Origin of the sequence: Flavobacterium tistrianum (genome assembly GCF_003254545.1) — a bacterium.
GTDB lineage: Bacteria > Bacteroidota > Bacteroidia > Flavobacteriales > Flavobacteriaceae > Flavobacterium > Flavobacterium tistrianum.
Genome location: NZ_QJRH01000069.1, coordinates 11,792 through 34,754 on the forward strand (window position 1 = coordinate 11,792; position 22,963 = coordinate 34,754).

A 22,963-nucleotide genomic window follows, 5' to 3' on the forward strand; every position below is an offset into this window, starting at 1 on the left:
GTGCTGTCTTAGTAGAAATCTACATTAATCACAACTTTTATAGCTCTATATTGAGCCACAGTCTCAAAACTATTCAGCATTTTCTGAATAGTTTTTTTTGTGTTTCCTAAATGAAGATTTTGCGGAATTTTAATTAATATAGTTCTGATATACTCGTTTCGTATTCTGCTTATTGCAGGTTCTTCTGGGCCCAAAACTGGCATTCCCAAATTTTGACTCAAAACCCGATATAGCCACATCGATCCTTCTTTCAGCTTATCAAAATCTTTGTGCTTTAGCGTAAGCCTTATAATTCTGAAATAAGGTGGATATTTATAGATTTGCCTGTCATACAACTGCTCTTTATACATACCTATATAATTATGGTTTGTAACTTGCTGAATTGTATTATGATTCGGATTGTAAGTCTGAATAACCACTTTCCCTTGTTTTTCTGATCTTCCAGCTCTTCCCGCAACTTGCGTCATCATCTGAAAACTACGTTCAAAAGCCCTAAAATCGGGATGATGCAGCATATTATCGGCATTCATAATTCCGACTAGACCTACATTGTCAAAATCAAGTCCTTTGGCCAACATTTGAGTGCCGACCAAAATGTCAATCTCACGATTTTTAAATGTATCTATTATTTTTTCAAAACCAAATTTACCTCGAGTGGTGTCTTGATCCATTCTGGCTGTTTTTGCTTTAGGAAAAAGTGAAGATAACTCTTGCTCTATTTGTTCTGTTCCGAATCCTTTTGTCGTCAAATCGATGCTAGAACAACTATGGCAATTAGTCGGTTTTGCAATTGAATAACCGCAGTAGTGGCAACGAAGCTGGTTTTTGTGTTTATGATACGTCAAACTCACATCACACTGCTGACAATGCGGAACGTGACCGCAAGTCATACATTCAATTATAGGCGAATATCCTCTTCTATTTTGAAACAAAATAACTTGTTCGCCTACCGACAATGATTCAGCAATTTCTTCAATCAAAAGATCGCTAAAATGCCCTGTCATTCTTTTTCTGAAATGCTTGTCTTTTATGTCAACTAAAACCACTTCAGGCAAACGTACATTTTTATAACGTTCAGAAAGCGTTACCAATCCGTATTTATCATTTTGTGTATTAAAATAGGTTTCAATACTAGGAGTTGCTGAACCAAGCAAAACTTTGGCTTTATGAAAATTAGCCAAAACAATTGCAGCATCTCTAGCGTGGTATCTTGGCGCAGGATCTGTCTGTTTAAAAGTCTGTTCATGCTCTTCATCAACAATAAGCAATCCTAGATCATTAAAAGGTAAAAACAAAGCCGATCTCGCTCCAATTACAATTTGAGCTTTTGTAGAATTTTCTAGCGTTTGTCTCCAAACCTCAACCCTTTCATTATTACTATATTTCGAATGAAAAACAGCTACTTTATCCCCAAAATGAAGACGCAGTCTCGAAACAAGTTGCGTCGTAAGCGCTATTTCTGGAAGCAAATACAAAACCTGTTTTTCAGTCTGTAAATATTCCTCAATTAATTTAATATAAATTTCGGTCTTTCCGCTCGAAGTAACTCCATGAAGCAAGCATACTTCTTTTTCCAAAAAGCTGTTTTTTATTCCAGAAAAAGCCTTTTCCTGAGCTACACTTAGCTTTAACTCTTTTTCAGATTTTTCTCCATCAAACGTAACACGGTCATGCTGCAAATAATACTCTTCAAATATTTCCTTTTCAATTAAAGATTTGACAGCTGCCGATCCTGCATTTGAAACCTCTGTAAGCTTTTTTACTGTAATTGGCTTTTTTTCGGAAGCACTAATTTGAAAATATGCCAAAACAATTTCCCTTTGTTTATTGGCATTTTTCAGCACCGTTAACAGTTCTTCCAAACCACTATCCGATTCGTATTTTGAATGCAGTTTTACATATCGAACCAACTTTGGCTTGTATGTTTCTTTTATTTCTTCATCTAAAAAAATGATATCCTTCGCAATCAGTTTTTGCAAAATCGGAAGTATATTTTTTTTATTTAAAATAGAAACAATCTCGTGAACCTTTAACGAACTCTGGTGATGCAAAGCTTCGTAAATTAGAAACTCATCATCAGAAAGTTCGCTGTCGTTTACCACAACATCTGGTTTATGCGAAATAATGGTTTCGCTTTCCAGCAATAATCCGCTTGGAAACGCTCCACGATACACATCACCAATTCCGCACATATAATAATCCGCAATCCAAAGCCAGTGTTTAATCTGAATTTCGGTCGCAATTGGTTTTTCATCTAAAATCTGATGAATTTCTTTGGCTTCATACAATGTGGGTGCATTTTCATGAACATCCAAAACGAGCGCCGTATATATTTTACTTTTACCAAAAGGTACCGCAACCCGCATTCCTTTTTTAATGAAATGAAATTCAGCTTCAGAAACTCTATAGGTAAATGTCTTAGCTAAAGAAAGCGGTAAAATGACTTCGATGAAATGCATTCAGATATTTTATAAGATTGGGAAATGAATTTAAATGAAATTAGAATTAGTTTCTTTCAAACCAATTCTCCATTTTAATCCCATCTAAAAGCTTAAAGTCATTTGTATTATCTGTAACCAAAGTCAATTGATTCTCAACTGCAGTAACCCCAATTAAAAGATCAAATTCATCATTAATAGGTTTTCCAATTCTCCTAAGCCTCACTTTCTCAACAGCATACCTTTTAATAGAACCAAAAATTGGAAGTATTGTTAACCCTTTCAAAAAAACATCTACAGCTTTATTAGATTTTATAGGATTATCACTATTTTCAGCACCAAACCGAAGTTCCGCAACCGTTATTTCAGAGATATAACAATTCTCTAGACCAACTTCTCTAACAATTTTATCAAGATTAAGCTTTCCTCTCAAAAAGAAAACACAAATACTTGTATCTAATAAATATCCCATTAAAACTTAATTTCTTTATCTTTAAAGTTCCTGTTCGATTTTATTTCAGAAATAATTTCTTCCGCAGATTTTTCAGATGCAAAAGCCCCAAAAGATTTATAAAAATTATTTTCTTTTGATTTATTGCTTTTTATAGATTTTGTCAGTCTTTCTATGAGTTCGATTTTATTAGAAAAACTAAGTCCTTCAAATAAGTTTGAATAAGCTTCAAGTATATTTTTATCCGTAACAGTCATTCTATTTTTCTTATTGATTTAAACACAAAATTAAGCTATTTTTAAACTCTAAACACAGATTACTAGTTTTAAAAATTCTGTTTGCTCTAAGACTTTGCCGACAAATACTCCTTAATCAATTTCAAAGTATGATCTATTGATTTATTGGTTGTTCCGCCATCATGTCCCGGAATAACATACTTTGGATTTTTAAACTTTAATTGAACTTTCTTGATTGATTTCTCCCATTCTTTGACATCAGCATCTCCTAAATATCCTAAATCTTTCGCTTCTTCACTTTTTATAAAACATCCGCCATAAAGAATTTTATCTTTCTCGAACCACGCTACGATATTATCTGGCGCATGTCCTTTGCCTGGATAATACACTTCAAACTTATATTGCCCAACAGTAAAAGTAGTATCATTTGGAATTATAAATTCAGCTCTTGGTTCATTTTTACTTTTTAAAATATCATCTGTCAGTTTAATTGAGTACGTTTTGATTCCTTTTTTTCTATAAAAATCAAATCCGCCTGCACGATCTTCATGAGAATGCGTGCCAAAAAGCATCACAACCGCTTTATTGTGTTTTGCTTTTATGCTGTCCAGCAAAGGCTGAAACTGATTTTTATCCCAAGGCGCATCAAAAAGCACAACACCTTTATCTGTAACTAGATACATGGCATTAGCAGAAATCAACGTTCCATCGTAATCATGAAACGTTTTATAAACATAAAAGTCACCTGTTAGATGACTTATTGGTAATGGCGAATTCTTAGATTGTCCAAAGCTGTTTGAAACTACTGCTAAGAATAAAATTATCGAAGCTAATTTTCGCATTTAGATATTAATTAATTTTTTACTCTCGTCCAATATTGTGTTCTTCCCATAAGAGAAATTCCAACATAACCGCGAAGTTTCAATTTATCGGCAGATTCTAGAGTAACATAACATTTGTATTTTTTACCGCTTGTGGGATCCAAGATTGTTCCTCCATTATATTCAGAACCATCTTTTTTAAGTCCGTTTATGATAACCATTCCTAAAATTGGTTTGTTCTTTTCAGGACCATCGCATTTTACACATACATCTTTTTTGTGGCTCTCGCGAAGTATGTCTACGATTTTGCCATATATTTTTCCAGATTTCTCATAAATCTCTACAATCGATTTTGCTTCGCCAGTTTCATCGTCAATTGTCTTCCATTTTCCAATTACACTTTGACTTTGCATGGTTAGGGCAAAGAAGAACACTCCGATAGTTAGAATCAAATTTTTCATATTATTTTTCTTTTTTTTGTTTTAATTTTCTGATAGAAGCATTCAATTCGAACCCTAAAAGCAGAATCATACAGTTTATCCAAATATAAAACATTAGAATTAATAATGTCCCAATTGAACCATAAAGTTCGTTGTATTTTGAAAATTTTATAACCCAAATCCCAAAAAAGAACGAAGATATAACAATTAAGACCGTTGTAAAAACAGAACCAATGCTAATAAAAGGCACTTTATTATACTGTTTTGTACCATAACGCAATAATATTGAAGATGTTATCAAAATCATTAAGATCACGAATAAATATCTCCCTAAAATAATAAGCGGGATTCGGTCGCTCAGCACATCTTGAATGATGGTTTTCTGAATAAAAACCTCAAAAACTACGATAGTAGCCACTGTAACAAATAAAATTATTGTCATAATGAGTGAAATGGCTAGAGCTACTAGATATTGATGCAGAAAACCTCGTTTATCAAAAACGTGTTTTGAGGATTCAAAACCGCTTAAAATTCCGTTAATTCCGTTTGCCATTAAAAATATCGAAAGCAAAAATCCAGACGATAATAATCCGGAGTGACTATTATTTAAGATATCGCTGATAATTTTACTAATCGCATCGAAAGTATTTGGAGGAACGCTTTGCTGCACAAACTGCAGGAAATCCTCCTGAAAATTCTCTATGGGAATAAACGGAATTAAGTTTAAAATAAATAAAGCAAATGGAAATAAAGCCATGAAAAAGCTAAAAGAAACTGCGCTTGCATGATATGAAAATGCACCATCAATAATTCCGATGGTGTACATTTCGAGCAAATCATACAAAGAAAATCCCTCTAACCAAGGGAATTTTATTCTTTTAAAAAGTCGGGCCAGATTGCGTATTACAGGCAGCTTCTCAATCCGATCTTCTATCTCTTTCGACATATTTTTTGATTTTAGATTTTAGATTGTAAAAATCAACTTATAACTTATAACTCATAACTCAAAATTCATAACTCCATTAAAAAGCTTTCAAGCTCAAATCCATATTGTAAACAGAATGCGTTAACGCGCCAGATGAAATATAATTTACGCCACACAAAGCATATTCGCGAACTGTTTTTTCACTGATATTTCCAGAAGATTCCGTCTGACATTTTGAACCAATTAAAGCAACTGCCGTTTTTGTATCTTCATAATTAAAGTTATCTATCAGGATTCTGTGAACTCCATCGCTCAATAAAATTTCTCTGATTTCATCCAAATCACGAGCTTCAACAATAATTTTCAAGTCAAGATTATTCTCTTTCAAATATTCTTTTGTTTTTGCAATAGCGCGCGTAATTCCGCCAGCAAAATCAATATGATTGTCTTTCAGCATAATCATATCGTACAAAGCATAACGATGATTTTCGCCTCCGCCAATTTTTACAGCCCATTTTTCAGCCACTCTAAAATTTGGAGTTGTTTTGCGCGTATCCAAAATCTTTGCGTTTGTTCCTTCCAAAAGCCCCATTAAATGGCTGGTTTTTGTAGCAATCGCCGACATTCTCTGCATGGTATTCAAAACTACTCTTTCGGCTTTTAGAATAGATTGCGAACTTCCAGAAACTTCAAAAACAACTTCGCCATATTCTACACGCGTACCGTCTTCGATAAAAGTTTTTACTTTTAGTTTCGGATCTACATGTTCAAATATCATTTTGGCAAGTTCAACTCCGGCAATGATTCCTTGATCTTTTACCAATAGTTTTGCCTGACCATGAGCAGTATCTGGAATACACGCCAGCGAACTGTAATCACCTGGTCCCACATCTTCTCTAATGGCATTACTGATTAAAAGTTGTAATTCTGCTTGAAATTGAGCTTCGCTTATCATTTTTCTGTTTTTAATAATAATGCTAAATTAGAACTTATTTTATGGATTTGAAAATTCCTCTAACATGAAAAGTTATACAAAACATTAAATATCTCTTTTTTAACCATTAAGATATTCATAAAAATAAAGTTATAATTCTTAACAACACTTAATCTCTTAATAAGCTTTCAATTAAATATCTTTGAGGTTCAATCAAGCAAAATTATGGGATTAATTAAAGACATTTACTCCGTTTCTTTTTACGAAAATTTCAGTCAGGCTGTTGCCGAAGTATATCCAGCATTCAACAGACAAAAATTTATTGAAGCGATTTACGAAGGCGATTTTGCCCAAAAAGAATGGAAAGAAAGAATGAAACACACAACCGTTGTATTTCATCAATTTATGCCTCAAAACTTTCCCGAAGCTGTTTATCTAATTGACAAAATCATAGAAAACCTAAGAAAAAACAATTTTGCAGACAGCAATCTTGCTTTCATTTTCTTTGCTGATTATATCGAAATTTACGGTTTAGATGATTTTGAAACTTCTAAGAAAGCCTTTGTTTCTGTAACTCAATTTATAAGTTGCGAATTTGCCGTTCGCCCTTTCATTTTAAAATATAAAGAAAAAATGATTGATGAAATGATCAAATGGTCATTGCATAAAAATCATCATGTACGTCGTTTAGCAAGCGAAGGTTCACGCTCAAGATTGCCGTGGGCTATGGCGATTCCGTTTCTGAAAAAAGATCCCTCTTCTATTCTTCCCATTTTGGAAAACTTAAAAAATGATTCTTCAGAATATGTTCGAAGAAGTGTTGCCAATAATTTAAATGATATTGCTAAAGATAATCCGCAGATTGTATTAGAAATCGCTTCAAGATGGAAAGGCCACAGCAAAGAAACCGATGGAATTATAAAACATGGTTCACGAACTTTACTAAAGCAAGGACATCCAGAAATTTTAAGTCATTATGGTTTAGAAAGCACTAATATTGTACTTTCTTCTTTCGAAATCAAAACACCTGTGGTTAAAATTGGTGACTATCTTCAGTTTCAATTTCACTTAAACAATAAAAATGAAGAACCAAAAACGGTTCGTTTAGAATACGCTGTTCATTACAAAAAAGCAAAAGGGCATTTGGCGAAAAAAGTCTTCAAAATCAGCGAAAAGATTTATCATCCAAATCAATTGACTAAAATTGAAAGAAATCAGTCTTTTAAATTAATTACGACGCGTGTTTTTCATACCGGAATTCATCAATTGTCTATTATTATTAATGGAAATGAAAGTGAAGTTTTGGAGTTTGAGTTGATTGATTAAAAATACAATTTTTACAAATTACTACCATTTAACCGTCTAGTTTGTCATTTCGACGAAGGAGAAATCTCCACAAGTAGCTCCGCAACGAAAATTAAATCTTTGTAGAGTTTCTTACGAAGATTTCTCCTTCGTCGAAATGACAAAAAAAACGTAAAAACATAAAAATCAACAATTTGAAATATTCTACATTTTCCCTACTTTTATAGCTAACACAAAAAAACAACTTTTCTTAATCTAAATTAAGTTACAGACAAATACCATTGCTGTAATTTTGTTTTCAAATCAAATAATATCACATGTCAAATATCAGTTTAATTATCGAAGAACGTGCTGCCAATATCGGCAACTTTTTGGTAGGCCGTTTATTGCCTTTCCGTGAAAAAAGAGCCGTTGGGCCATTTGTATTTATCGATCATATGGGCCCAGCACATTTAAGTGACCATGAAAATATGGATGTTCCTCCGCATCCGCATATCGGACTTTCAACGCTTACTTTTTTGTTTGAAGGAAGCATTATGCATCGCGACAGTTTAGGAACAGAACTAGAAATAAAACCAGGCGCTGTAAACTGGATGACCGCTGGAAAAGGAATCGTGCATTCTGAAAGAACTCCAGAATATTTAAGACATACAGATAAAATGCTTCATGGATTGCAGATTTGGGTGGCGCTTCCGAAAGAATTGGAGCAAATGGAACCTAATTTCACACATGTTGAAGCTGACGATATTCCGGCTTGGAAAGAAGATGGCGTTTCATACAAATTAATTGCTGGTGAAGCTTTTGGCAAAAAATCACCAGTTCCTGTTTATAGTCCGTTATATTTTATTGAAATTAAAAGCAAAGAAGCTAAGAAAATCAATATTGGACATCATTTATTTGGCGAAAGCGGTTTGTATATTTTAGAAGGAAGCATCAAAAATGGTGAACATGTTTACGATCCAAAACAGATTTTAATTACAACTGAAGCTTCTCTTTGCGAATTTGAAATTTCTGAAAACTCTACAGTTTATCTTTTTGGCGGACAGCCGTTTCCTGAAGAACATTTTATCTTTTGGAACTTCGTTTCATCAGACAAAAACCTCATCGAAAAAGCAAAAACTGACTGGACAAACCAAACTTTCCCAAAAGTTCCTGGCGAAACAGAATTTGTGCCATTGCCAGAACCAAGAATTAAATAATTATGGATACAATTTCAGCAAAAATAGATACGCGTTTGTATCGAACGGAAATTACTTCGGCAAGCGGAAATGTTTTAATTTCAGATGAACCACAATCATTAGGCGGAAAAAATTTAGGTTTAAACCCAACAGAACTTTTGGCTTCATCATTGGCTTCTTGCACCTTAATTACTTTACGAATGTACATTAATCGCAAGCAATGGAATGTGGAAGAAATCAATATCAAAATTGATTTTGAAAGAGATTCAGAGCGAAATTGTACCTCTTTTACCAGAAGAATTGAAGTAATAGGCGACGTTAACGAAGAGCAAAGACAAAGACTAGAAACGATTGCAAACAGTTGTCCAATTCATAAAACATTGACACATTCAATCGAAATCAAAACCACACTAATATAATTACAATGGAAATTCAACAAATAAACGATACAAGAAGAGGCTATTTTGAAGCCATAGAAGACGGAAAAGAAGCAGGAAAAATGACCTATACTTGGGCAGGAGATTCAAAATTTATCATCGATCATACTGAAGTAAGTCCTGATTTTAACGGAAAAGGTGTTGGTAAAAAACTGGTTATGGCCGCCGTAGAATATGCCAGAAATAATGATCTGAAAATTATTCCACTTTGTCCTTTCGCAAAAAGCGTTTTTGATAAGGTTCCTGAAATACATGATGTACTTTTTTCTTAAGTAACAAAGGTTCAAAGTTACAAAGGAACAAAGGCTTATTTAGAGACGTACTACTGTGCGTCTTTTTTATTTAATTGCCATTAATCATTTATTCTAAACTTTGCCCCTATGTAACTTTGTAACTTTGAACCTCAAAAAAAAATCGTATATTTGCGCGTAATTTAAACTTAATGTATGACAAGGATAATTACGCTTTTCTGTATTTTTATAGCACAAATCAGCTTTTCTCAATCGGCTGAGAGTTATTTAGAAAAAATCAGAAATAATGAAGCTCTCTTAACAGCTTTCTTTCAACAAATGCCAAAAGGAGGCGATTTACACCACCATTTTTCAGGATCAGTTTATGCAGAATCGCTTTTAGAAAGAGCCATTGCAGAAAACTTTTATTTGAATCTGGAAACAATGGCGGTTTCAAAAACCAAACCTGCAAACGGAAACTGGGAAAACTTCTCATCTATTAAAAATAAAGGAAAATTAGAGTATTACGAACAGCAAATTATGCAGACTTGGTCCGTTAAAGATTATAACGGATCGGTTCCTTCTGATGATCAGTTTTTTGATTCTTTCATGAAGTTTGAACCTACTATTGCCGGTCATTTTGCAGAAGGAATGCTTGAATTAAAAAAACGTGCCATTGCAGAAAATGTAACGTATATCGAAACACAATTATCAACAATTCCATGCGATATGAACGTTTCTGATTTAGCAGAATTCAATACCAATCTTCGTCAGGCAGCTAGTCAAAAAGATGAAAAAGCAGTTTTGAAACTTTTGGATGAATTATATAAATCGCTTCAGAAAAAAGAGGCTAAAAAATATGCCGAAGATTTCAATAATAACTTTATAGCAAAACTTCATAAAGACTTAAAAATAGATGACGACAAATTCACGATGCGTTATCAAAACTTTGTGCTTCGTTTTATGGAGCCTGTAGATTTGTTCAAAAATTTGGTTATTGCTTTTATTTCGTCAAGCGAAAGTAAACTGACTGCAGGTGTAAACATTGTTTCTCCTGAACATGGCGAAAATTCAATGAAAGATTATTGGCTACACATGGTGATGTTTAAATATTGCCACTCGAAATTTCCTGATGTAAAATATACGCTTCATGCAGGTGAATTAACTTTAGGTCTAGTTCAGCCAGAAGAATTAACGTGGCACATCAACGACGCGATTTATGTGGCAGGCGCCAACAGAATTGGCCACGGAGTGGATATTGCTTACGAAGCTAACTCGTATGATTTATTGAAATATATGTCGAAAAATAATATTCCGATTGAAATCAATTTAGTGAGCAACGAATTCATTTTGAAAGTAAAAGAAAACAGACATCCATTTACACTTTACAAAGAGTTTAATGTGCCAATTGTAATTAGTACAGACGATGCAGGAATTTTAAGAAGCAGTATGACAGAACAATATGTTCTACTGGCGAAAAGATATCCTGATGTGAATTACGAAACGATCAAAAAATACGTTTACAACAGCATCAATTACAGTTTCATTCAAGATGCATCGGTAAAAAAGCAATTAATTAAAGATTTGGAAAATCGCTTTAAAACTTTTGAAGCGAAGTTTTCTAAAAATTAGTAAAATAAAATCAGCCAAATCCGATAAATCTGCGAGAGTATAATTTTTTCCCGCAGATTTAGCTGATCAAGTAGATAAAACTCATTTTAAATATGATTCTAGAAGCCGCATTTCTTTTCGTAAAACCAGAATTAGCGTCAACATTTGAAGCCGATTTTAGAAAAGCAAGTCAATATATTTCATCAATCGATGGTTATCTAGGACATCGTTTGGAAAAATGTCTCGAAGTAGAGAACAAATATCTTTTATTGGTTGACTGGAATACGCTTGAAGATCATACCGTAGGTTTCAGAACTTCTGAAGCGTATTTGGAATGGAAAAAGATTTTACATCATTATTATGAACCGTTTCCAATTGTAGAACATTTCGAAACAGTTTTTGAAAACAAAAAATAAAGTTTTCATTTTGCCACAGATTAAAAGGATTAAAAAGATTTTTTTTAAATTTAAAATAATTAATCTGTGTTAATCCTTTTAATCTGTGGCAGAAAAAATAAATTCGTGCTAATTTGTGCAATTACTTCGTCCGTTCGCTATCGCTCGGGTCGTGGCTAAAAAACTCAATCAATGAACATCAAACTCATCGCCATAGGCAAAACAGATAATAAATCGCTTCAAACTCTGATTGACGATTACACCAAACGTTTGTCTTTTTACATCAAGTTTGAATTGGAGATTATTCCTGACATCAAAAACGTAAAAAACCTATCTGAGAGCCAGCAGAAGGAAAAAGAAGGCGAATTGATTCTTTCAAAGCTTACGGCAACAGACCAATTAATTTTATTGGATGAAAACGGAAAAACATTCTCAAGCGTTGGTTTCTCCGAAGAATTACAAAAAAAAATGAATTCTGGTGTAAAAACATTGGTTTTCGTAATTGGCGGACCTTACGGATTTTCTGAAACGGTTTATAAAAAAGCACAGGGAAAAGTTTCGCTTTCGCTAATGACATTTTCGCACCAAATGGTTCGTTTATTTTTTATAGAACAATTGTATCGAGGATTTACAATTTTAAGAAACGAACCTTATCACCATCAATAATACACAAATTATTAAAAATCAGTATTTTAAAAAACAAAAAAACCGATTAATTCAAAAATAAAAGCGTAAATTTATAGTGATTTATTAAATCTTAATAAAATTTAATAATTATAGTTTTTTAACCTTATTTCTAACCTAAAAAGCATATAATTATGAAATCTTTATTTCAACTTTCTGCAATCCTACTGTTGCTTTTAATTGGAACTTCTTGTTCTAATGGGTATGACGACAATTACACACCACCTGTAATTGTGACATTTACTGCTAATTTGACCCCAGTTGCAGGTGCGACTTCTTCAGCTTCAGGTAGTGCTACACTTAAATTAAATCAGACTGCTAAAACATTTGATCTTAAAGTAAATTTTTCAGGATTAACACCAATACATGGACATATACATGCGGCAGACGGTACAATTGTTATTCCGTTTCCTGATGCTAGTGTATCTACCTCTCCAATATCTGTGTCTGGTTCTATTACTGATGCACAAATTACTGAGCTGATGGCTAATCATTATTATGTTAATTTACACACTACTGCATATCCTAATGGAGAAATCAGCGGGACTCTCACAAAAACTGACACTTCTGCCGGTGGTGGCGGTGGCGGTGGCTATTAAACTTCTAAAACTAAAAAGCCTTTCTTGAATTAGAAAGGCTTTTGTTCTTATATTAGCTTATTAAAAAATAAATTCTACAGGAAGTCTATCGAGATTATAAGTTACCTCTTTTTGCAATAGAATTTTGTATTGAATATATTCTTCATAACTCATATCCTTATCAAACAAAAACACCAAATCTGGCACTTTCTCAAACTTTATGCTATAGAAATGCTTTAAAATTTCTGATATTTTTATTTCCTGATTTCCCATAAAAACCTGTTTTTTTCCTTTTTTAAAGTAAACAACGAAACTTCCCGCAGTAGGTTTCTCCATTTTATAGAACACTTTCGTGAAAGGTAAAAAGGCTAGATTTTTTCCAACAGAATCGGCATAAGAATAATAGTTCTCAGATTCTTCATTTTGATGCATTTTCTCGTTTCGTTTTTTATCCTGCATTTTGATTACTTGAGGAATCAACAGTTTCAAAGGAAGACGTTTGTCGATATTGAAAATCCAATTGGTCGAAATAATGGCACTTTTTCGATTTAAATCGGCAATTGTGTCTTTTTCATCAACTTTAAAAAAGATGTAAATTGGCGAATGATCTTGTACGTCTTTTACAATTGAAACATTTGATTTTGGCAATAAAACATCTTCTTTTTTTCCACAGGAAAAAAGAAGGAAAGCGATAATTAATGTGAAATATTTCATCATATTTAGTTTTTACACAAAGAATTAATACAACGTTTTGTCATTCCGAGGAACGAGGACATGAGCGATAGCGAACTGGCGAAGCAATCACACCAGTATTTCCTCAAAGCATGTCGCCAATCTTTGTCGAATTTCGAGTGTGATTCCTCGTTCCTCGGAATGACAAAACGATCGTTAAATATTATTCGAAACTCATTTTATTAAACAAAGTAACACATTCCATCGCTTCTTTCACATCATGTACACGGAGAATCTTAGCTCCTTTTGTCAAAGCAATTGTATTTAGAAACGTTGTTCCGTTTAAAGCTTCTTGCGGCGTAATATCAAGCGTTTTATAAATCATTGATTTTCTTGAAATTCCTGCTAAAACGGGCAATTCTAAACAATTGAAAAGTTCCATTTTTTGCATTACTTCATAATTTTGATCGGTTGTTTTGGCAAAACCAAAACCTGGATCTAAAATCAAATCGTTGATTCCTAAAGTTCTTGCTTTTTTTACTTTTTCTGAAAAATAGAAAAGCATTTCTTTTACAATATCATCGTAATGCGTCAAACTCTGCATCGTCTGCGGATTTCCACGCATGTGCATCATAATGTAAGGAACATTATATTTGGCAATAACATCAAACATTTTTTCGTCTAATTCGCCAGCCGCAATATCGTTTATAATTGCTGCGCCGCTTTCTATACTTGCTTTTGCAACCTCAGCTCTAAAAGTATCAATTGATAATAATGTTTTCGGAAAATGCTTTAAAATCAATTCTATTGCTGGAACAATTCTGTCGATTTCTTCCTGTTCTGAAACAAACTCGGCACTTGGCTTACTAGAATACGCTCCAATATCGATGAAAGTTGCGCCCTCAGAAAGCATTTTATTAACTTGAGAAATAATCTCGTCTTCGTTTTTATATTTTCCTCCGTCAAAGAAAGAATTTGGCGTAACATTTAAGATTCCCATTACTTTAGGAACCGATAAATCTATAAGTTCGCCTTTACAGTTTATTGTCATTGTTTGTTTTGTTTCAGGTTTCAAGTTTCAAGTTGATGCAGATTTCGCAAGTTTTGGAACGTAAAACTTGAAACCTGAAACTTGAAACATTTTTTTGTTTCAAATTATCCGTGTTAACACTTTGTTTAGAAAAAACTTGAAACAAAGAAAACATGAAACTTGAAACTCTTTAATTTAATCCTTATTTTTGAAGAAATTTTAGCAAATATACAGCATATAAATGAAGAATACTTCCCAAGAGTTTGATAATGTTATCGCGGTTTGCCGTACGTTGTTTATCAATAAAATGAAAGATTATGGCAGTGCGTGGAGAATCTTAAGATTACCATCATTGACGGATCAAATTTTCATAAAAGCACAACGAATCAGAAGTTTACAGGAAAACGAAGTTCGTAAAGTAGATGAAGATGAAAAAGGAGAATTTATCGGAATCATCAATTATTCTATTATGGCTTTGATTCAGTTAGAATTGGGTGTTGTAGATCAGCCGGATCTTGACGTTGAAAAAGCAACTGAATTATACGATGTTAAAGTAAAGCTTACCAAAGATTTAATGGAAGCTAAAAACCATGATTATGGTGAAGCTTGGCGCGATATGCGTGTAAGTTCTTTAACCGATTTAATTCTGCAGAAATTGCTTCGTGTTAAACAGATTGAAGATAATAAAGGAAAAACAATTGTTTCTGAAGGAATCGATGCTAATTATCAGGATATGATCAATTATTCTGTTTTTGCTTTAATCTTAAACCCAATTACTAAGTAAAATTCCAAATTTTAAATTCCAAATTCCAATGCTAAACTTGGAATTTGGAATTTGAATTTTTAAATATTCATTATGAAAAACATCATTACCCAATTCTCCCGATTATTTGTCGGTGTATTATTTATCATTTCCGGATTAATAAAACTGAATGATCCTGTTGGTTTCTCTTATAAACTTGCTGAATATTTCAGTGAACCAGTTTTCAATATGCCATTCTTAGAGCCATTAGCCTTAGGTTTAGCAATCTTTTTAGTTATTCTGGAAGTAGTTTTAGGTGTGATGCTTTTGGTGGGTTATAAATCAAAACTAACGATTTGGGCATTATTGCTTTTAATTGTATTCTTTACTTTCCTTACTTTCTACTCTGCTTATTTTGATGTGGTAAAAGACTGTGGCTGTTTTGGAGATGCTTTACACTTAACGCCTTGGCAATCGTTTACAAAAGATGTTGTTTTGCTATTCTTTATCCTGATTTTATTTATCAATAAAAAATTAGTTAAACCTTTATTTTCTAAATTGGTTACTAATATTATCACTTTGGTCAGCATTATTTTATGTGTATTTATGGCAGTTTGGGTTATCAATCACAATCCTATCAAAGATTTCCGTCCATATAAAGTAGGAACAAACATCGAGAAAGGAATGGAAATTCCTGAAGGCGCACCTAAATCGGTGGTAGAAATGATTTTTATCTATAAAGTAAATGGTGTTGATAAAGAATTTACTGAGAAAGATTTGATGAATATTCCTGAAGGAGCTGTATTTGTTGATCGCAAAGACAAAGTAATTTCTGAAGGTTACGTTCCTCCTATCCATGATTTTACTATGACAAAAGATGATTCTGACTATAAAGAAGAATTACTAAAAGAGCCAAAATTGTTAATCTATGTAACTTATGATTTGAATTTGTCAAATCCTGAAGGAATGAAAAAATTAGCAAAAGTTACGGCAGATGCAAAAGCAAAAGGTTACAAAGTAATCGGAATGACGGCTTCTGGAGCTGAGGAAATTGCAAAAGCTAAAAAAGATTACGCTTTAGACATAGATTTCTATTTCTGCGACGGTACAGCTTTAAAAACTGTCGAAAGAGCAAATCCAAGTATTGTTGTGGTACATGATGGAACTATTGCTCAAAAAGTACACTACAATGATGTTGATGATTTGAAATTGTAACGCTTTAAAAATATAAGTTACAAAAGCGCTAATAAACATTACGTTTACTAGCGCTTTTTTATTTTAAGCATTTTTCATATTACGAATAATAATCGTACAATTAATCAGAACCATTCAAAAAACATAAAAGAAGCCGTCAATAATTCCAATTTTATTTATGGCTTTTGATTAAATTCAGACGTTTTTTCGCTTCGAATTTTTCTTCTTAAAACAAAAAAGTTACTTTTTAATTGCCTCTTAAAAAAGTATTTCTGAAAAATACATGATTTTCCAGCCAACTATTACGATTTCAAAACGCTTTTTTCAACCAAAAAACGTCGTTTTGTTACAAAATAAACGACTCTTCAAATTTTGTTAATCTGCAATTGGCATTCCATTTGTTTGTTTAACTTTGTGAATTCAGTATTAAAATTAAAATATAAACTTATATGAAACAATTAGCCCTAATCGTTATCGCATTTATTACATTTTCTTGTTCTCAAGCGCAGAAAGCACAGAAAACAAGTTTTTCACAAGAAGCGTTATCAGAAAAATTACTAGCCGCAGATGGAAGTCAAGTTGCTTTTAAAGACATTTTAAAAAAATACAAAGGAAAAAATCTAGTTATTGAAGTTTGGGCTTCATGGTGTGGAGATTGTGTAAAAGCAATGCCAAAACTAAAAGAATTACAAGCTGCAAATCCAAATGTATCTTATTTATTCCTTTCTGCCGATAAAACGACTGACAAATGGAAAGCTGGAATCGAAAAACATGAATTAAAAGGTGATCATTATATGATGAATGACGGAATGAAAGGCGTTTTCGGGAAAGCCATTGACTTAGACTGGATTCCAAGATATATTGTTATTGACAGATTTGGCACTATTGTACTGTACCGTGCTATTGAAACTGATTTTGATAAAATCAATGAGAAAGTAAAAGAAACACAATACGAATAAGTCCCAGACATATTAAAAACAAAAAATAATATAAAACTACCAAAATGAGAAAATCAATTGTTGCAGGAAACTGGAAAATGCACAAAAATGCTGCACAAACTGAAGAATTATTGAATGAATTAATTGCTAAAATTCCAGCAAAAACAAATGCACAAGTAATTGTAGCGCCAACTTTTGTAAACTTACAAGCGGCAGCGACTAAATTAAAAAATACAACTATCGGAGTTTCTGCTCAAAACGTTCACCAAGCTGAAGGTGGAGCTTTTACAGGAGAAATTTCTGCAGATATGTTAACAAGCATTGACGTTAATACAGTAATCTTAGGTCACTCTGAGCGTAGAGCTATTTTCCACGAAACAGACGCTTTAATCGCAAACAAAGTAGATACAGCTTTAAAACATGATATGACAGTAATCTTCTGTTTTGGAGAAGAATTAAAAGACCGTCAGTCTGGAAATCACTTCAACATTGTGGAGAACCAATTGCGTGACGGAGTTTTCCATATTGCAAAAGAATCTTGGTCTAAAATTGTTTTAGCATACGAACCAGTTTGGGCTATTGGAACTGGAGAAACTGCTTCGCCAGAGCAAGCTCAAGAAATGCACGAATTTATTAGAGAAACAATCCGTAAAGCTTTCGGAGCTGAAATCGCTGATGAAGTTTCTATTTTATACGGTGGTTCTGTAAAACCAGAAAATGCTAAAGAAATCTTCTCTAAACCAGACGTAGATGGTGGTTTAATTGGAGGCGCAGCTTTAAAAGCCGACGATTTCTTAGCAATCGTTACAGCTATCTAAAAAATTATTTAGCCACAGATTAAAATGATTTCCACAGATTTTATTCTAATTTTTAAATAAAATCCATTTAATCCTTATAATCTGTGGCTTAAAATAAAAAGCGATACTTTGAGTATCGCTTTTTTTATGTCTCTATCTTTTCTCTTTCATCTTTTCACTTCACTCATTTCTCACATCTCACAAAAAAACTAATTAATAAACGATTTCAAAAGTGGGCAATTGTACTTTTTAAACGTTGGCGTTGTTTTGTAAATCGAATAAAAATTAACCAGCTCCTTCCCTGCTTTAAACGGATTTTTAGCTTCTTCTTCGGCAGTAATCAACTGAGCATAGTGATTGTAGTAATTGCATTCAAAAATCATTAAACTAGCCATTGCTTTTTCGTTATTGTTTTTAGACATCTTTAAAGCTTTTTCGTAATACATTTTGGCCATTTTCAAATTGTAATAATTACCGTTTTGATATTTCTTTTCGTTTTCTGTGTTATCTCCGTAAACATAATCTGTGTAAGATGCTCCAGAAGTCCAGTCATAAGCCGTCATCATCCAGGAATTTCCTAAATACGAAACATTAAAGTACGCATGAGCCAATTGCAGATTACTGCTTGCGGTATTTTGCTTTTTCAATTGAATTAATTTGGCTATAAAATCGGTTTTATTGAAACGATAATCAAACTTTCGCTCTTCTTGTTTCTGCAAAATTTTAGGAGCAAAAGGGTTTTCGTTCAAATACGTTTTGTATTCATAATTCTTTTCCCAAAAATCCTGAGGCATACTTGAAAACGTTTCATAAGCCAATTCCAAATTGTTATTTCTAAAGGCGATTGTTCCTTTTAAATCTTTGTAGTAATTGATATTTGGAGCGATTGTTCCTGAACAGATATATTTTTCAAAAGGTGTTTTATCTGTTTTCTGCTGTAAAGCAATTAAAAGATCCATGTCTTTTACAGAGGCATTTCTATCAAAATATCCTATGTAACTGAAGAAATAAGGATTATTATATGATGCATATTCTCCATCATTTTTAATATCCGATTTCATTGAAAGCAAACCAGCCGTAACAATGTCGCCTTTTTTGCGAAAATCGTTACTTGCAATTCGGTATAAACTGTATAAATTTTTAAATAATCCGTGATCGGTTTCTACTAAATTCTCAACTGAATCAAAGTATTTGTAAAGCTGATTCTGAACTTTTTCATTCTTTAAATTATCTTGCTTTAAAGACACCAAAGCCAACTGAATATTTTTCTGCATCTGGATCGAAGCATTGGCTTTATTAGAAATCATATCAGTATACTTTTTTCCTTCATCAACCTGATCGTCAATAAAGCATAATTGAGCAATTGCAGCAGTAATATAATCTTTCTGTTCTCCAGAAGTCTGTTCGCGAATCGAAATCAGGTAATATTCTAATTCTCTCAAATATAAAATATCCTTGTTGAAGTTTTCTTCTTTCGCTTTAGCGTAATTTTCATACCAATCTGTACTGCCGAAAACCACAGAAGGAGTTCCGTCATTGGTATACTGAGGCGTAAAAATCCAATCTTCGAGTTTGTTTATTTCTCTTCCAATCAAGAAACTCAAAAACAAACTATTCGGACTTAATTCATAAATTTCCTGAATCGATTTTAAACCCGGCGCTGGATTTCGAAGACTTTCAATAGATAAAATAACGCTTCGTTCTTCATCGTTTTGAGCTAGCGCCAAAGTTTCCTCCGTCAATTTCCAATTGTAATGCTGCAACACAGCAAACGATTTTTCTTCGCAGGAATTAAAAACTTTACTCAACAAGTAATTTTGCAAAGGTAAATTATCAACACATAAAGCATTGTAATATAATGCCCAAGGTTTAAGAATTGTATTTGATTCAGAAGCAAAATAGGTATCATATAATTGCACAACATTTTGCTTTTGCTGTGCATAAAAATAATAACGCAAAGCTAAAAACGCATAACGCTGTTTTAAAAATGAATCTTTAGTAGACTTTATTTTCTTCTCAAAATCGAAATTATCTTCTAAATCATAGTTTTTATAATTGCTTCCTACTTGATCCCAAGATTCCCATTTTGTATATTCGACATTCCCATATTCCAACTTTTTAGCCAGCAAAATATAATTTAAAAAGGCTTTATTTTTAGACAATAATAAAGCTTCCACAAAAGTGTTTTTAGGAAATGCACTTTTTAAAGTTTTGTTTTCAAAAGCAGTTTGAAATTGCTCCGAATCTGTTTCATACAAAATCGTATGAACGTCATCTGGATTAATGCTGTTTCCTAATTTCTTTTTCCATTCTAAACAATTCTTTTCCTGATCTACGCTAGAAACAGTATTGGTCGCATAATAATAATCGGCTGAATAATAAAATGGCGTCAATTTAAAGAAACCTTCACGCTGTGCTCTAAACAAAGCTAAACGGCTAGTTTCTGGAGAAACACTCCATCCGCAGGCAAATGTAAACTGAACGCTTAAAACGAGAAAAAAACTACTAAAAACGCGTATAAAAATTGGAGATATTTTCGGTTCCATAATCGTTTATGTATTTTTTATCAAAAGAGAAAAAAGTCACTTTTGTCTGATTTTCAATCTGAATTTTGTTTTTAATAATTGAAATCATTTTGTCGATTTCATTATCTGATATTTTTTCGATTCTAATTTCGTCGCCATTTCTAAGATACGTCTGCCCAACTAAAACATCATCTTGCAAAACATATTTGTCATCCGATACTTTTTTCACCTTAATGCTATCTTTTATCAATCGATCATAATCAGATAAAATGCCTTTAAACTGATTTCCTCTAAAAGCAACTCCCCAACTATACAATGGCAAAGCAATATCTAATTTGAGTTTGTAATCGCTGTGTGTAATATATTGCGATAATTCTTCACTTGTTCCAATAGAGTTTTTAGTCTGAAAATCGTCTGGTTTTGTAATGTTGTAACACATCAGCAAGCCTTTATCTACTGGCGGTATTCCAGCTTTTGTAGCATATTTATACTGCCAAAGCCTGATTGTTGCCACAATTTTTGAATTTGGATATAGCTTTTTAATCTGCTTTAATAAATAGAAATAATTTTTCTCCGATTTTTCGGTCCAGTCACAGTCAATCAGGATTTCTTTAAAATCGACTTTTAATTTGGCCGATTCTGCTTTTTTTACTGAATCGTAATCTAAGGCCTTAAAGTCTTTCTGTTTGTAATAATCTTTTGGATAAACAATGTTATAGGCATTGGTTTCTGCTTTTCTGTCATTCATTTTTTTTCCAATCTGACCAATTCGGCGTGCCATTCTCGCAGCAAGACTATCCAATTGTTTGGTATCCGATTTTAAAACCACTTCATTAGTAATAAAAATACTTGGTGTAATCTCAAGATTACTTTTATTGAGTGAAATATTCGAAATAGTTGCAACAGGCAGTGGTTCTTTTGAATATGGATTATAATCTACATCAAAAAAACGGACATACATATGCTGGACATCCATCTTCTTGACCAAAGAATCTTCTGCTTCCTGAAAATACATATCGGTTTTCCAATAACAAAAAGATCGGATAACATCATGTTCATTTTCGCAACTAGCGGCACTTAAAACAAACAAAAGCATTATAAAAAAAATATTTTTCACAATCATAAAAAACTTACAAAATACTATTCAAAATTAGTATTAAAATTTATAACAATATGATTTATTTATGAACAACTTTTGCTTTGTATTCTTACCTTTGCAAAAATTTTTTATTTATGTCGAATATATATTTAGGATATCATTTTACAATTGAGCCAAAAGAGTTGGGTTCTGAAATTTTAGTGGCTGAATTGGGCGAAAAAGCGTTTGAAAGTTTTACAGAGACTGAAAACGGAATTTCTGCTTTTGTGAAGAAGGATTTATGGGACGAAAATATTCTAGATGATATTTATATTCTACAATCTGAGGAGTTTAAAATTGAATATACCATTGAAGAAATCGATCAGGTAAACTGGAACGAGGAATGGGAAAAGAATTTTGAGCCAATTGATGTTGACGGTAAATGCCACGTTCGTGCTCCTTTTCACGAAAAAACTGATGCTGAATTTGATATTGTGATTGAACCTAAAATGAGTTTTGGAACGGGACATCATGAAACCACTCACATGATGATTCAACATTTATTGGAAATGGATGTAAAAGGTTTAAAAACACTTGATATGGGATGCGGAACAGCTATTTTGGCTATTTTGGCTGAAATGAAAGGTGCTGAACCAATTGATGCCATTGATATTGACAACTGGTGCTACCTCAACTCCATCGAAAATGCTGAACGCAATAATTGCAAACATATCAGCGTTTATGAAGGTGATGCAGCATTATTGGCAGGTAAAAAGTATGATTTAATTATTGCCAATATCAACAGAAACATTCTGTTGAACGATATGCAAGCTTATGTTGACGCTTTAAATCCAAAAGGGATTATCCTTTTTAGCGGTTTTTACGAAGAAGACATTCCGTTTATTGATGCTTCTTGCGTTGAAAAAGGTTTAACTTATGTTAAAAAGCTTCAGAGAAACAACTGGGTATCTTTAAAATACGTAAATTAGACTACTGATAATCAATTCAGTACAAAAACTATAACAATATGAGTACTAAAGAAAAAGTAAGAGAAAGAGTTCGCGAAAAAGAAGCCATTGCTTTTAATAACGAGATCATTGTGTACAATGATGATGTAAATACTTTTGATCACGTAATTGATACTCTTATGCGTGTTTGTGACCATACGGCTGAACAAGCCGAGCAATGTTCTTTAATTGTTCACTACAATGGAAAATGCACTGTAAAAACTGGTCCGATTGAAAAACTTAAACCTCAATGCACTCAACTTTTGGAAGCGGGTCTTAGCGCCGAAATTGTGTAATTGATTCATAATTTTAAAACG

General features: G+C 32.8%; 25 protein-coding genes. 14 read left to right on the top strand and 11 right to left on the bottom strand.

Translation table 11 applies throughout. The features are described 5' to 3' along the window. Positions 1-8: 8 nt before the first annotated feature. The 7 genes from priA to nadC all read right to left on the bottom strand — a co-directional run bounded on the left by priA (position 9) and on the right by nadC (position 6,266). Complete coding sequence (priA, locus tag DMB71_RS12025; RefSeq protein WP_111366391.1) at positions 9-2,459, bottom strand: replication restart helicase PriA; 2,451 nt, start codon at positions 2,457-2,459, stop codon at positions 9-11. A gap of 46 nt (positions 2,460-2,505) precedes the next feature. Continuing rightward, a complete protein-coding gene (locus tag DMB71_RS12030; RefSeq protein WP_111366392.1) occupies positions 2,506-2,910 on the bottom strand; it encodes a type II toxin-antitoxin system VapC family toxin in 405 nt (134 codons plus the stop codon). Then, positions 2,910-3,146: a hypothetical protein gene (locus DMB71_RS12035; RefSeq protein WP_111366394.1), complete on the bottom strand. Its 237-nt coding sequence runs from the start codon at positions 3,144-3,146 to the stop codon at positions 2,910-2,912. The genes DMB71_RS12030 and DMB71_RS12035 overlap by 1 nt, the downstream gene beginning before the upstream one ends. An 86-nt stretch (positions 3,147-3,232) precedes the next feature. Next, positions 3,233-3,967: a subclass B1 metallo-beta-lactamase gene (bla-B1-FLAV, locus tag DMB71_RS12040; protein ID WP_111366395.1), complete on the bottom strand. Its 735-nt coding sequence runs from the start codon at positions 3,965-3,967 to the stop codon at positions 3,233-3,235. Positions 3,968-3,978: 11 nt separating this feature from the next. Next, positions 3,979-4,407 (bottom strand): DUF2147 domain-containing protein, encoded by a 429-nt coding sequence (locus tag DMB71_RS12045; RefSeq protein WP_111366397.1) that lies wholly within the window; start codon positions 4,405-4,407, stop codon positions 3,979-3,981. Between the two features lies 1 nt (position 4,408). Further along, entirely contained in the window at positions 4,409-5,332 is a 924-nt protein-coding gene (locus DMB71_RS12050) for a YihY/virulence factor BrkB family protein (protein WP_111366398.1), read from the bottom strand. Positions 5,333-5,408: 76 nt separating this feature from the next. Then, complete coding sequence (nadC, locus tag DMB71_RS12055; protein ID WP_111366400.1) at positions 5,409-6,266, bottom strand: carboxylating nicotinate-nucleotide diphosphorylase; 858 nt, start codon at positions 6,264-6,266, stop codon at positions 5,409-5,411. Between the two features lie 204 nt (positions 6,267-6,470). On the opposite strand from nadC, the gene DMB71_RS12060 reads away from it, so the two are divergent. The 8 genes from DMB71_RS12060 (at position 6,471) to DMB71_RS12095 (ending at position 12,684) form a co-directional block, all read left to right on the top strand. Beyond that, positions 6,471-7,571, top strand: a complete 1,101-nt coding sequence (locus DMB71_RS12060; RefSeq protein ID WP_111366402.1) for a DNA alkylation repair protein — start codon at positions 6,471-6,473, stop codon at positions 7,569-7,571. Positions 7,572-7,867: 296 nt separating this feature from the next. Then, complete coding sequence (locus DMB71_RS12065) at positions 7,868-8,749, top strand: pirin family protein (RefSeq protein ID WP_111366403.1); 882 nt, start codon at positions 7,868-7,870, stop codon at positions 8,747-8,749. A 2-nt stretch (positions 8,750-8,751) separates the two neighbouring features. Next, the gene (locus tag DMB71_RS12070; RefSeq protein WP_111366405.1) at positions 8,752-9,147 is read left to right on the top strand and encodes an OsmC family protein; all 396 of its coding nucleotides are present in this window, start codon (positions 8,752-8,754) and stop codon (positions 9,145-9,147) included. Between the two features lie 5 nt (positions 9,148-9,152). Continuing rightward, a complete protein-coding gene (locus DMB71_RS12075; RefSeq protein ID WP_111366406.1) occupies positions 9,153-9,437 on the top strand; it encodes a GNAT family N-acetyltransferase in 285 nt (94 codons plus the stop codon). 174 nt (positions 9,438-9,611) lie between these two features. Next, positions 9,612-11,027: an amidohydrolase family protein gene (locus tag DMB71_RS12080; RefSeq protein WP_111366408.1), complete on the top strand. Its 1,416-nt coding sequence runs from the start codon at positions 9,612-9,614 to the stop codon at positions 11,025-11,027. Between the two features lie 92 nt (positions 11,028-11,119). Next, on the top strand, positions 11,120-11,422 hold the full coding sequence (locus DMB71_RS12085; RefSeq protein WP_111366410.1) for an antibiotic biosynthesis monooxygenase family protein: 303 nt from the start codon (positions 11,120-11,122) through the stop codon (positions 11,420-11,422). Between the two features lie 171 nt (positions 11,423-11,593). Beyond that, positions 11,594-12,067: a 23S rRNA (pseudouridine(1915)-N(3))-methyltransferase RlmH gene (rlmH, locus tag DMB71_RS12090; RefSeq protein ID WP_111366411.1), complete on the top strand. Its 474-nt coding sequence runs from the start codon at positions 11,594-11,596 to the stop codon at positions 12,065-12,067. Positions 12,068-12,336: 269 nt separating this feature from the next. Beyond that, positions 12,337-12,684, top strand: a complete 348-nt coding sequence (locus DMB71_RS12095) for a CHRD domain-containing protein (protein WP_162614820.1) — start codon at positions 12,337-12,339, stop codon at positions 12,682-12,684. 60 nt (positions 12,685-12,744) lie between these two features. Here DMB71_RS12095 and DMB71_RS12100 read toward each other — a convergent pair whose 3' ends face one another. Beyond that, complete coding sequence (locus DMB71_RS12100; RefSeq protein ID WP_239452964.1) at positions 12,745-13,380, bottom strand: hypothetical protein; 636 nt, start codon at positions 13,378-13,380, stop codon at positions 12,745-12,747. Positions 13,381-13,558: 178 nt separating this feature from the next. Continuing rightward, complete coding sequence (gene folP, locus DMB71_RS12105) at positions 13,559-14,386, bottom strand: dihydropteroate synthase (protein WP_111366950.1); 828 nt, start codon at positions 14,384-14,386, stop codon at positions 13,559-13,561. A gap of 220 nt (positions 14,387-14,606) precedes the next feature. Here folP and DMB71_RS12110 point away from each other — a divergent pair, with 220 nt between their 5' ends. The 4 genes from DMB71_RS12110 to tpiA all read left to right on the top strand — a co-directional run bounded on the left by DMB71_RS12110 (position 14,607) and on the right by tpiA (position 18,057). Beyond that, positions 14,607-15,149, top strand: coding sequence for a DUF1599 domain-containing protein (locus tag DMB71_RS12110; RefSeq protein WP_111366425.1), 543 nt, complete (start codon positions 14,607-14,609; stop codon positions 15,147-15,149). 72 nt (positions 15,150-15,221) lie between these two features. After that, complete coding sequence (locus DMB71_RS12115; RefSeq protein WP_111366427.1) at positions 15,222-16,322, top strand: BT_3928 family protein; 1,101 nt, start codon at positions 15,222-15,224, stop codon at positions 16,320-16,322. 428 nt (positions 16,323-16,750) lie between these two features. Next, a complete protein-coding gene (locus DMB71_RS12120; RefSeq protein WP_111366429.1) occupies positions 16,751-17,260 on the top strand; it encodes a TlpA family protein disulfide reductase in 510 nt (169 codons plus the stop codon). 44 nt (positions 17,261-17,304) lie between these two features. Continuing rightward, complete coding sequence (gene tpiA, locus DMB71_RS12125; protein WP_111366431.1) at positions 17,305-18,057, top strand: triose-phosphate isomerase; 753 nt, start codon at positions 17,305-17,307, stop codon at positions 18,055-18,057. Between the two features lie 188 nt (positions 18,058-18,245). Here tpiA and DMB71_RS12130 read toward each other — a convergent pair whose 3' ends face one another. Continuing rightward, positions 18,246-20,582: a hypothetical protein gene (locus tag DMB71_RS12130; RefSeq protein ID WP_111366433.1), complete on the bottom strand. Its 2,337-nt coding sequence runs from the start codon at positions 20,580-20,582 to the stop codon at positions 18,246-18,248. Next, positions 20,542-21,684, bottom strand: coding sequence for a hypothetical protein (locus DMB71_RS12135; protein ID WP_111366435.1), 1,143 nt, complete (start codon positions 21,682-21,684; stop codon positions 20,542-20,544). The genes DMB71_RS12130 and DMB71_RS12135 overlap by 41 nt, the downstream gene beginning before the upstream one ends. 110 nt (positions 21,685-21,794) lie before the next feature. On the opposite strand from DMB71_RS12135, the gene prmA reads away from it, so the two are divergent. Both prmA and DMB71_RS12145 read left to right on the top strand, forming a co-directional pair. After that, entirely contained in the window at positions 21,795-22,628 is an 834-nt protein-coding gene (prmA, locus tag DMB71_RS12140) for a 50S ribosomal protein L11 methyltransferase (RefSeq protein WP_008462980.1), read from the top strand. 38 nt (positions 22,629-22,666) lie between these two features. Then, entirely contained in the window at positions 22,667-22,942 is a 276-nt protein-coding gene (locus DMB71_RS12145; RefSeq protein WP_095927736.1) for an ATP-dependent Clp protease adaptor ClpS, read from the top strand. Positions 22,943-22,963 lie beyond the last annotated feature (21 nt).

What these genes read in the sequence shown, in the direction of transcription:
- priA (WP_111366391.1), bottom strand. Translation starts at nt 2,459, where the DNA reads ATGCATTTCATCGAAGTCATTTTACCGCTTTCTTTAGCTAAGACATTT.
- DMB71_RS12030 (WP_111366392.1), bottom strand. Translation starts at nt 2,910, where the DNA reads ATGGGATATTTATTAGATACAAGTATTTGTGTTTTCTTTTTGAGAGGA.
- DMB71_RS12035 (WP_111366394.1), bottom strand. Translation starts at nt 3,146, where the DNA reads ATGACTGTTACGGATAAAAATATACTTGAAGCTTATTCAAACTTATTT.
- bla-B1-FLAV (WP_111366395.1), bottom strand. Translation starts at nt 3,967, where the DNA reads ATGCGAAAATTAGCTTCGATAATTTTATTCTTAGCAGTAGTTTCAAAC.
- DMB71_RS12045 (WP_111366397.1), bottom strand. Translation starts at nt 4,407, where the DNA reads ATGAAAAATTTGATTCTAACTATCGGAGTGTTCTTCTTTGCCCTAACC.
- DMB71_RS12050 (WP_111366398.1), bottom strand. Translation starts at nt 5,332, where the DNA reads ATGTCGAAAGAGATAGAAGATCGGATTGAGAAGCTGCCTGTAATACGC.
- nadC (WP_111366400.1), bottom strand. Translation starts at nt 6,266, where the DNA reads ATGATAAGCGAAGCTCAATTTCAAGCAGAATTACAACTTTTAATCAGT.
- DMB71_RS12060 (WP_111366402.1), top strand. Translation starts at nt 6,471, where the DNA reads ATGGGATTAATTAAAGACATTTACTCCGTTTCTTTTTACGAAAATTTC.
- DMB71_RS12065 (WP_111366403.1), top strand. Translation starts at nt 7,868, where the DNA reads ATGTCAAATATCAGTTTAATTATCGAAGAACGTGCTGCCAATATCGGC.
- DMB71_RS12070 (WP_111366405.1), top strand. Translation starts at nt 8,752, where the DNA reads ATGGATACAATTTCAGCAAAAATAGATACGCGTTTGTATCGAACGGAA.
- DMB71_RS12075 (WP_111366406.1), top strand. Translation starts at nt 9,153, where the DNA reads ATGGAAATTCAACAAATAAACGATACAAGAAGAGGCTATTTTGAAGCC.
- DMB71_RS12080 (WP_111366408.1), top strand. Translation starts at nt 9,612, where the DNA reads ATGACAAGGATAATTACGCTTTTCTGTATTTTTATAGCACAAATCAGC.
- DMB71_RS12085 (WP_111366410.1), top strand. Translation starts at nt 11,120, where the DNA reads ATGATTCTAGAAGCCGCATTTCTTTTCGTAAAACCAGAATTAGCGTCA.
- rlmH (WP_111366411.1), top strand. Translation starts at nt 11,594, where the DNA reads ATGAACATCAAACTCATCGCCATAGGCAAAACAGATAATAAATCGCTT.
- DMB71_RS12100 (WP_239452964.1), bottom strand. Translation starts at nt 13,380, where the DNA reads ATGATGAAATATTTCACATTAATTATCGCTTTCCTTCTTTTTTCCTGT.
- folP (WP_111366950.1), bottom strand. Translation starts at nt 14,386, where the DNA reads ATGACAATAAACTGTAAAGGCGAACTTATAGATTTATCGGTTCCTAAA.
- DMB71_RS12110 (WP_111366425.1), top strand. Translation starts at nt 14,607, where the DNA reads ATGAAGAATACTTCCCAAGAGTTTGATAATGTTATCGCGGTTTGCCGT.
- DMB71_RS12115 (WP_111366427.1), top strand. Translation starts at nt 15,222, where the DNA reads ATGAAAAACATCATTACCCAATTCTCCCGATTATTTGTCGGTGTATTA.
- DMB71_RS12120 (WP_111366429.1), top strand. Translation starts at nt 16,751, where the DNA reads ATGAAACAATTAGCCCTAATCGTTATCGCATTTATTACATTTTCTTGT.
- tpiA (WP_111366431.1), top strand. Translation starts at nt 17,305, where the DNA reads ATGAGAAAATCAATTGTTGCAGGAAACTGGAAAATGCACAAAAATGCT.
- DMB71_RS12130 (WP_111366433.1), bottom strand. Translation starts at nt 20,582, where the DNA reads ATGGAACCGAAAATATCTCCAATTTTTATACGCGTTTTTAGTAGTTTT.
- DMB71_RS12135 (WP_111366435.1), bottom strand. Translation starts at nt 21,684, where the DNA reads ATGATTGTGAAAAATATTTTTTTTATAATGCTTTTGTTTGTTTTAAGT.
- prmA (WP_008462980.1), top strand. Translation starts at nt 21,795, where the DNA reads ATGTCGAATATATATTTAGGATATCATTTTACAATTGAGCCAAAAGAG.
- DMB71_RS12145 (WP_095927736.1), top strand. Translation starts at nt 22,667, where the DNA reads ATGAGTACTAAAGAAAAAGTAAGAGAAAGAGTTCGCGAAAAAGAAGCC.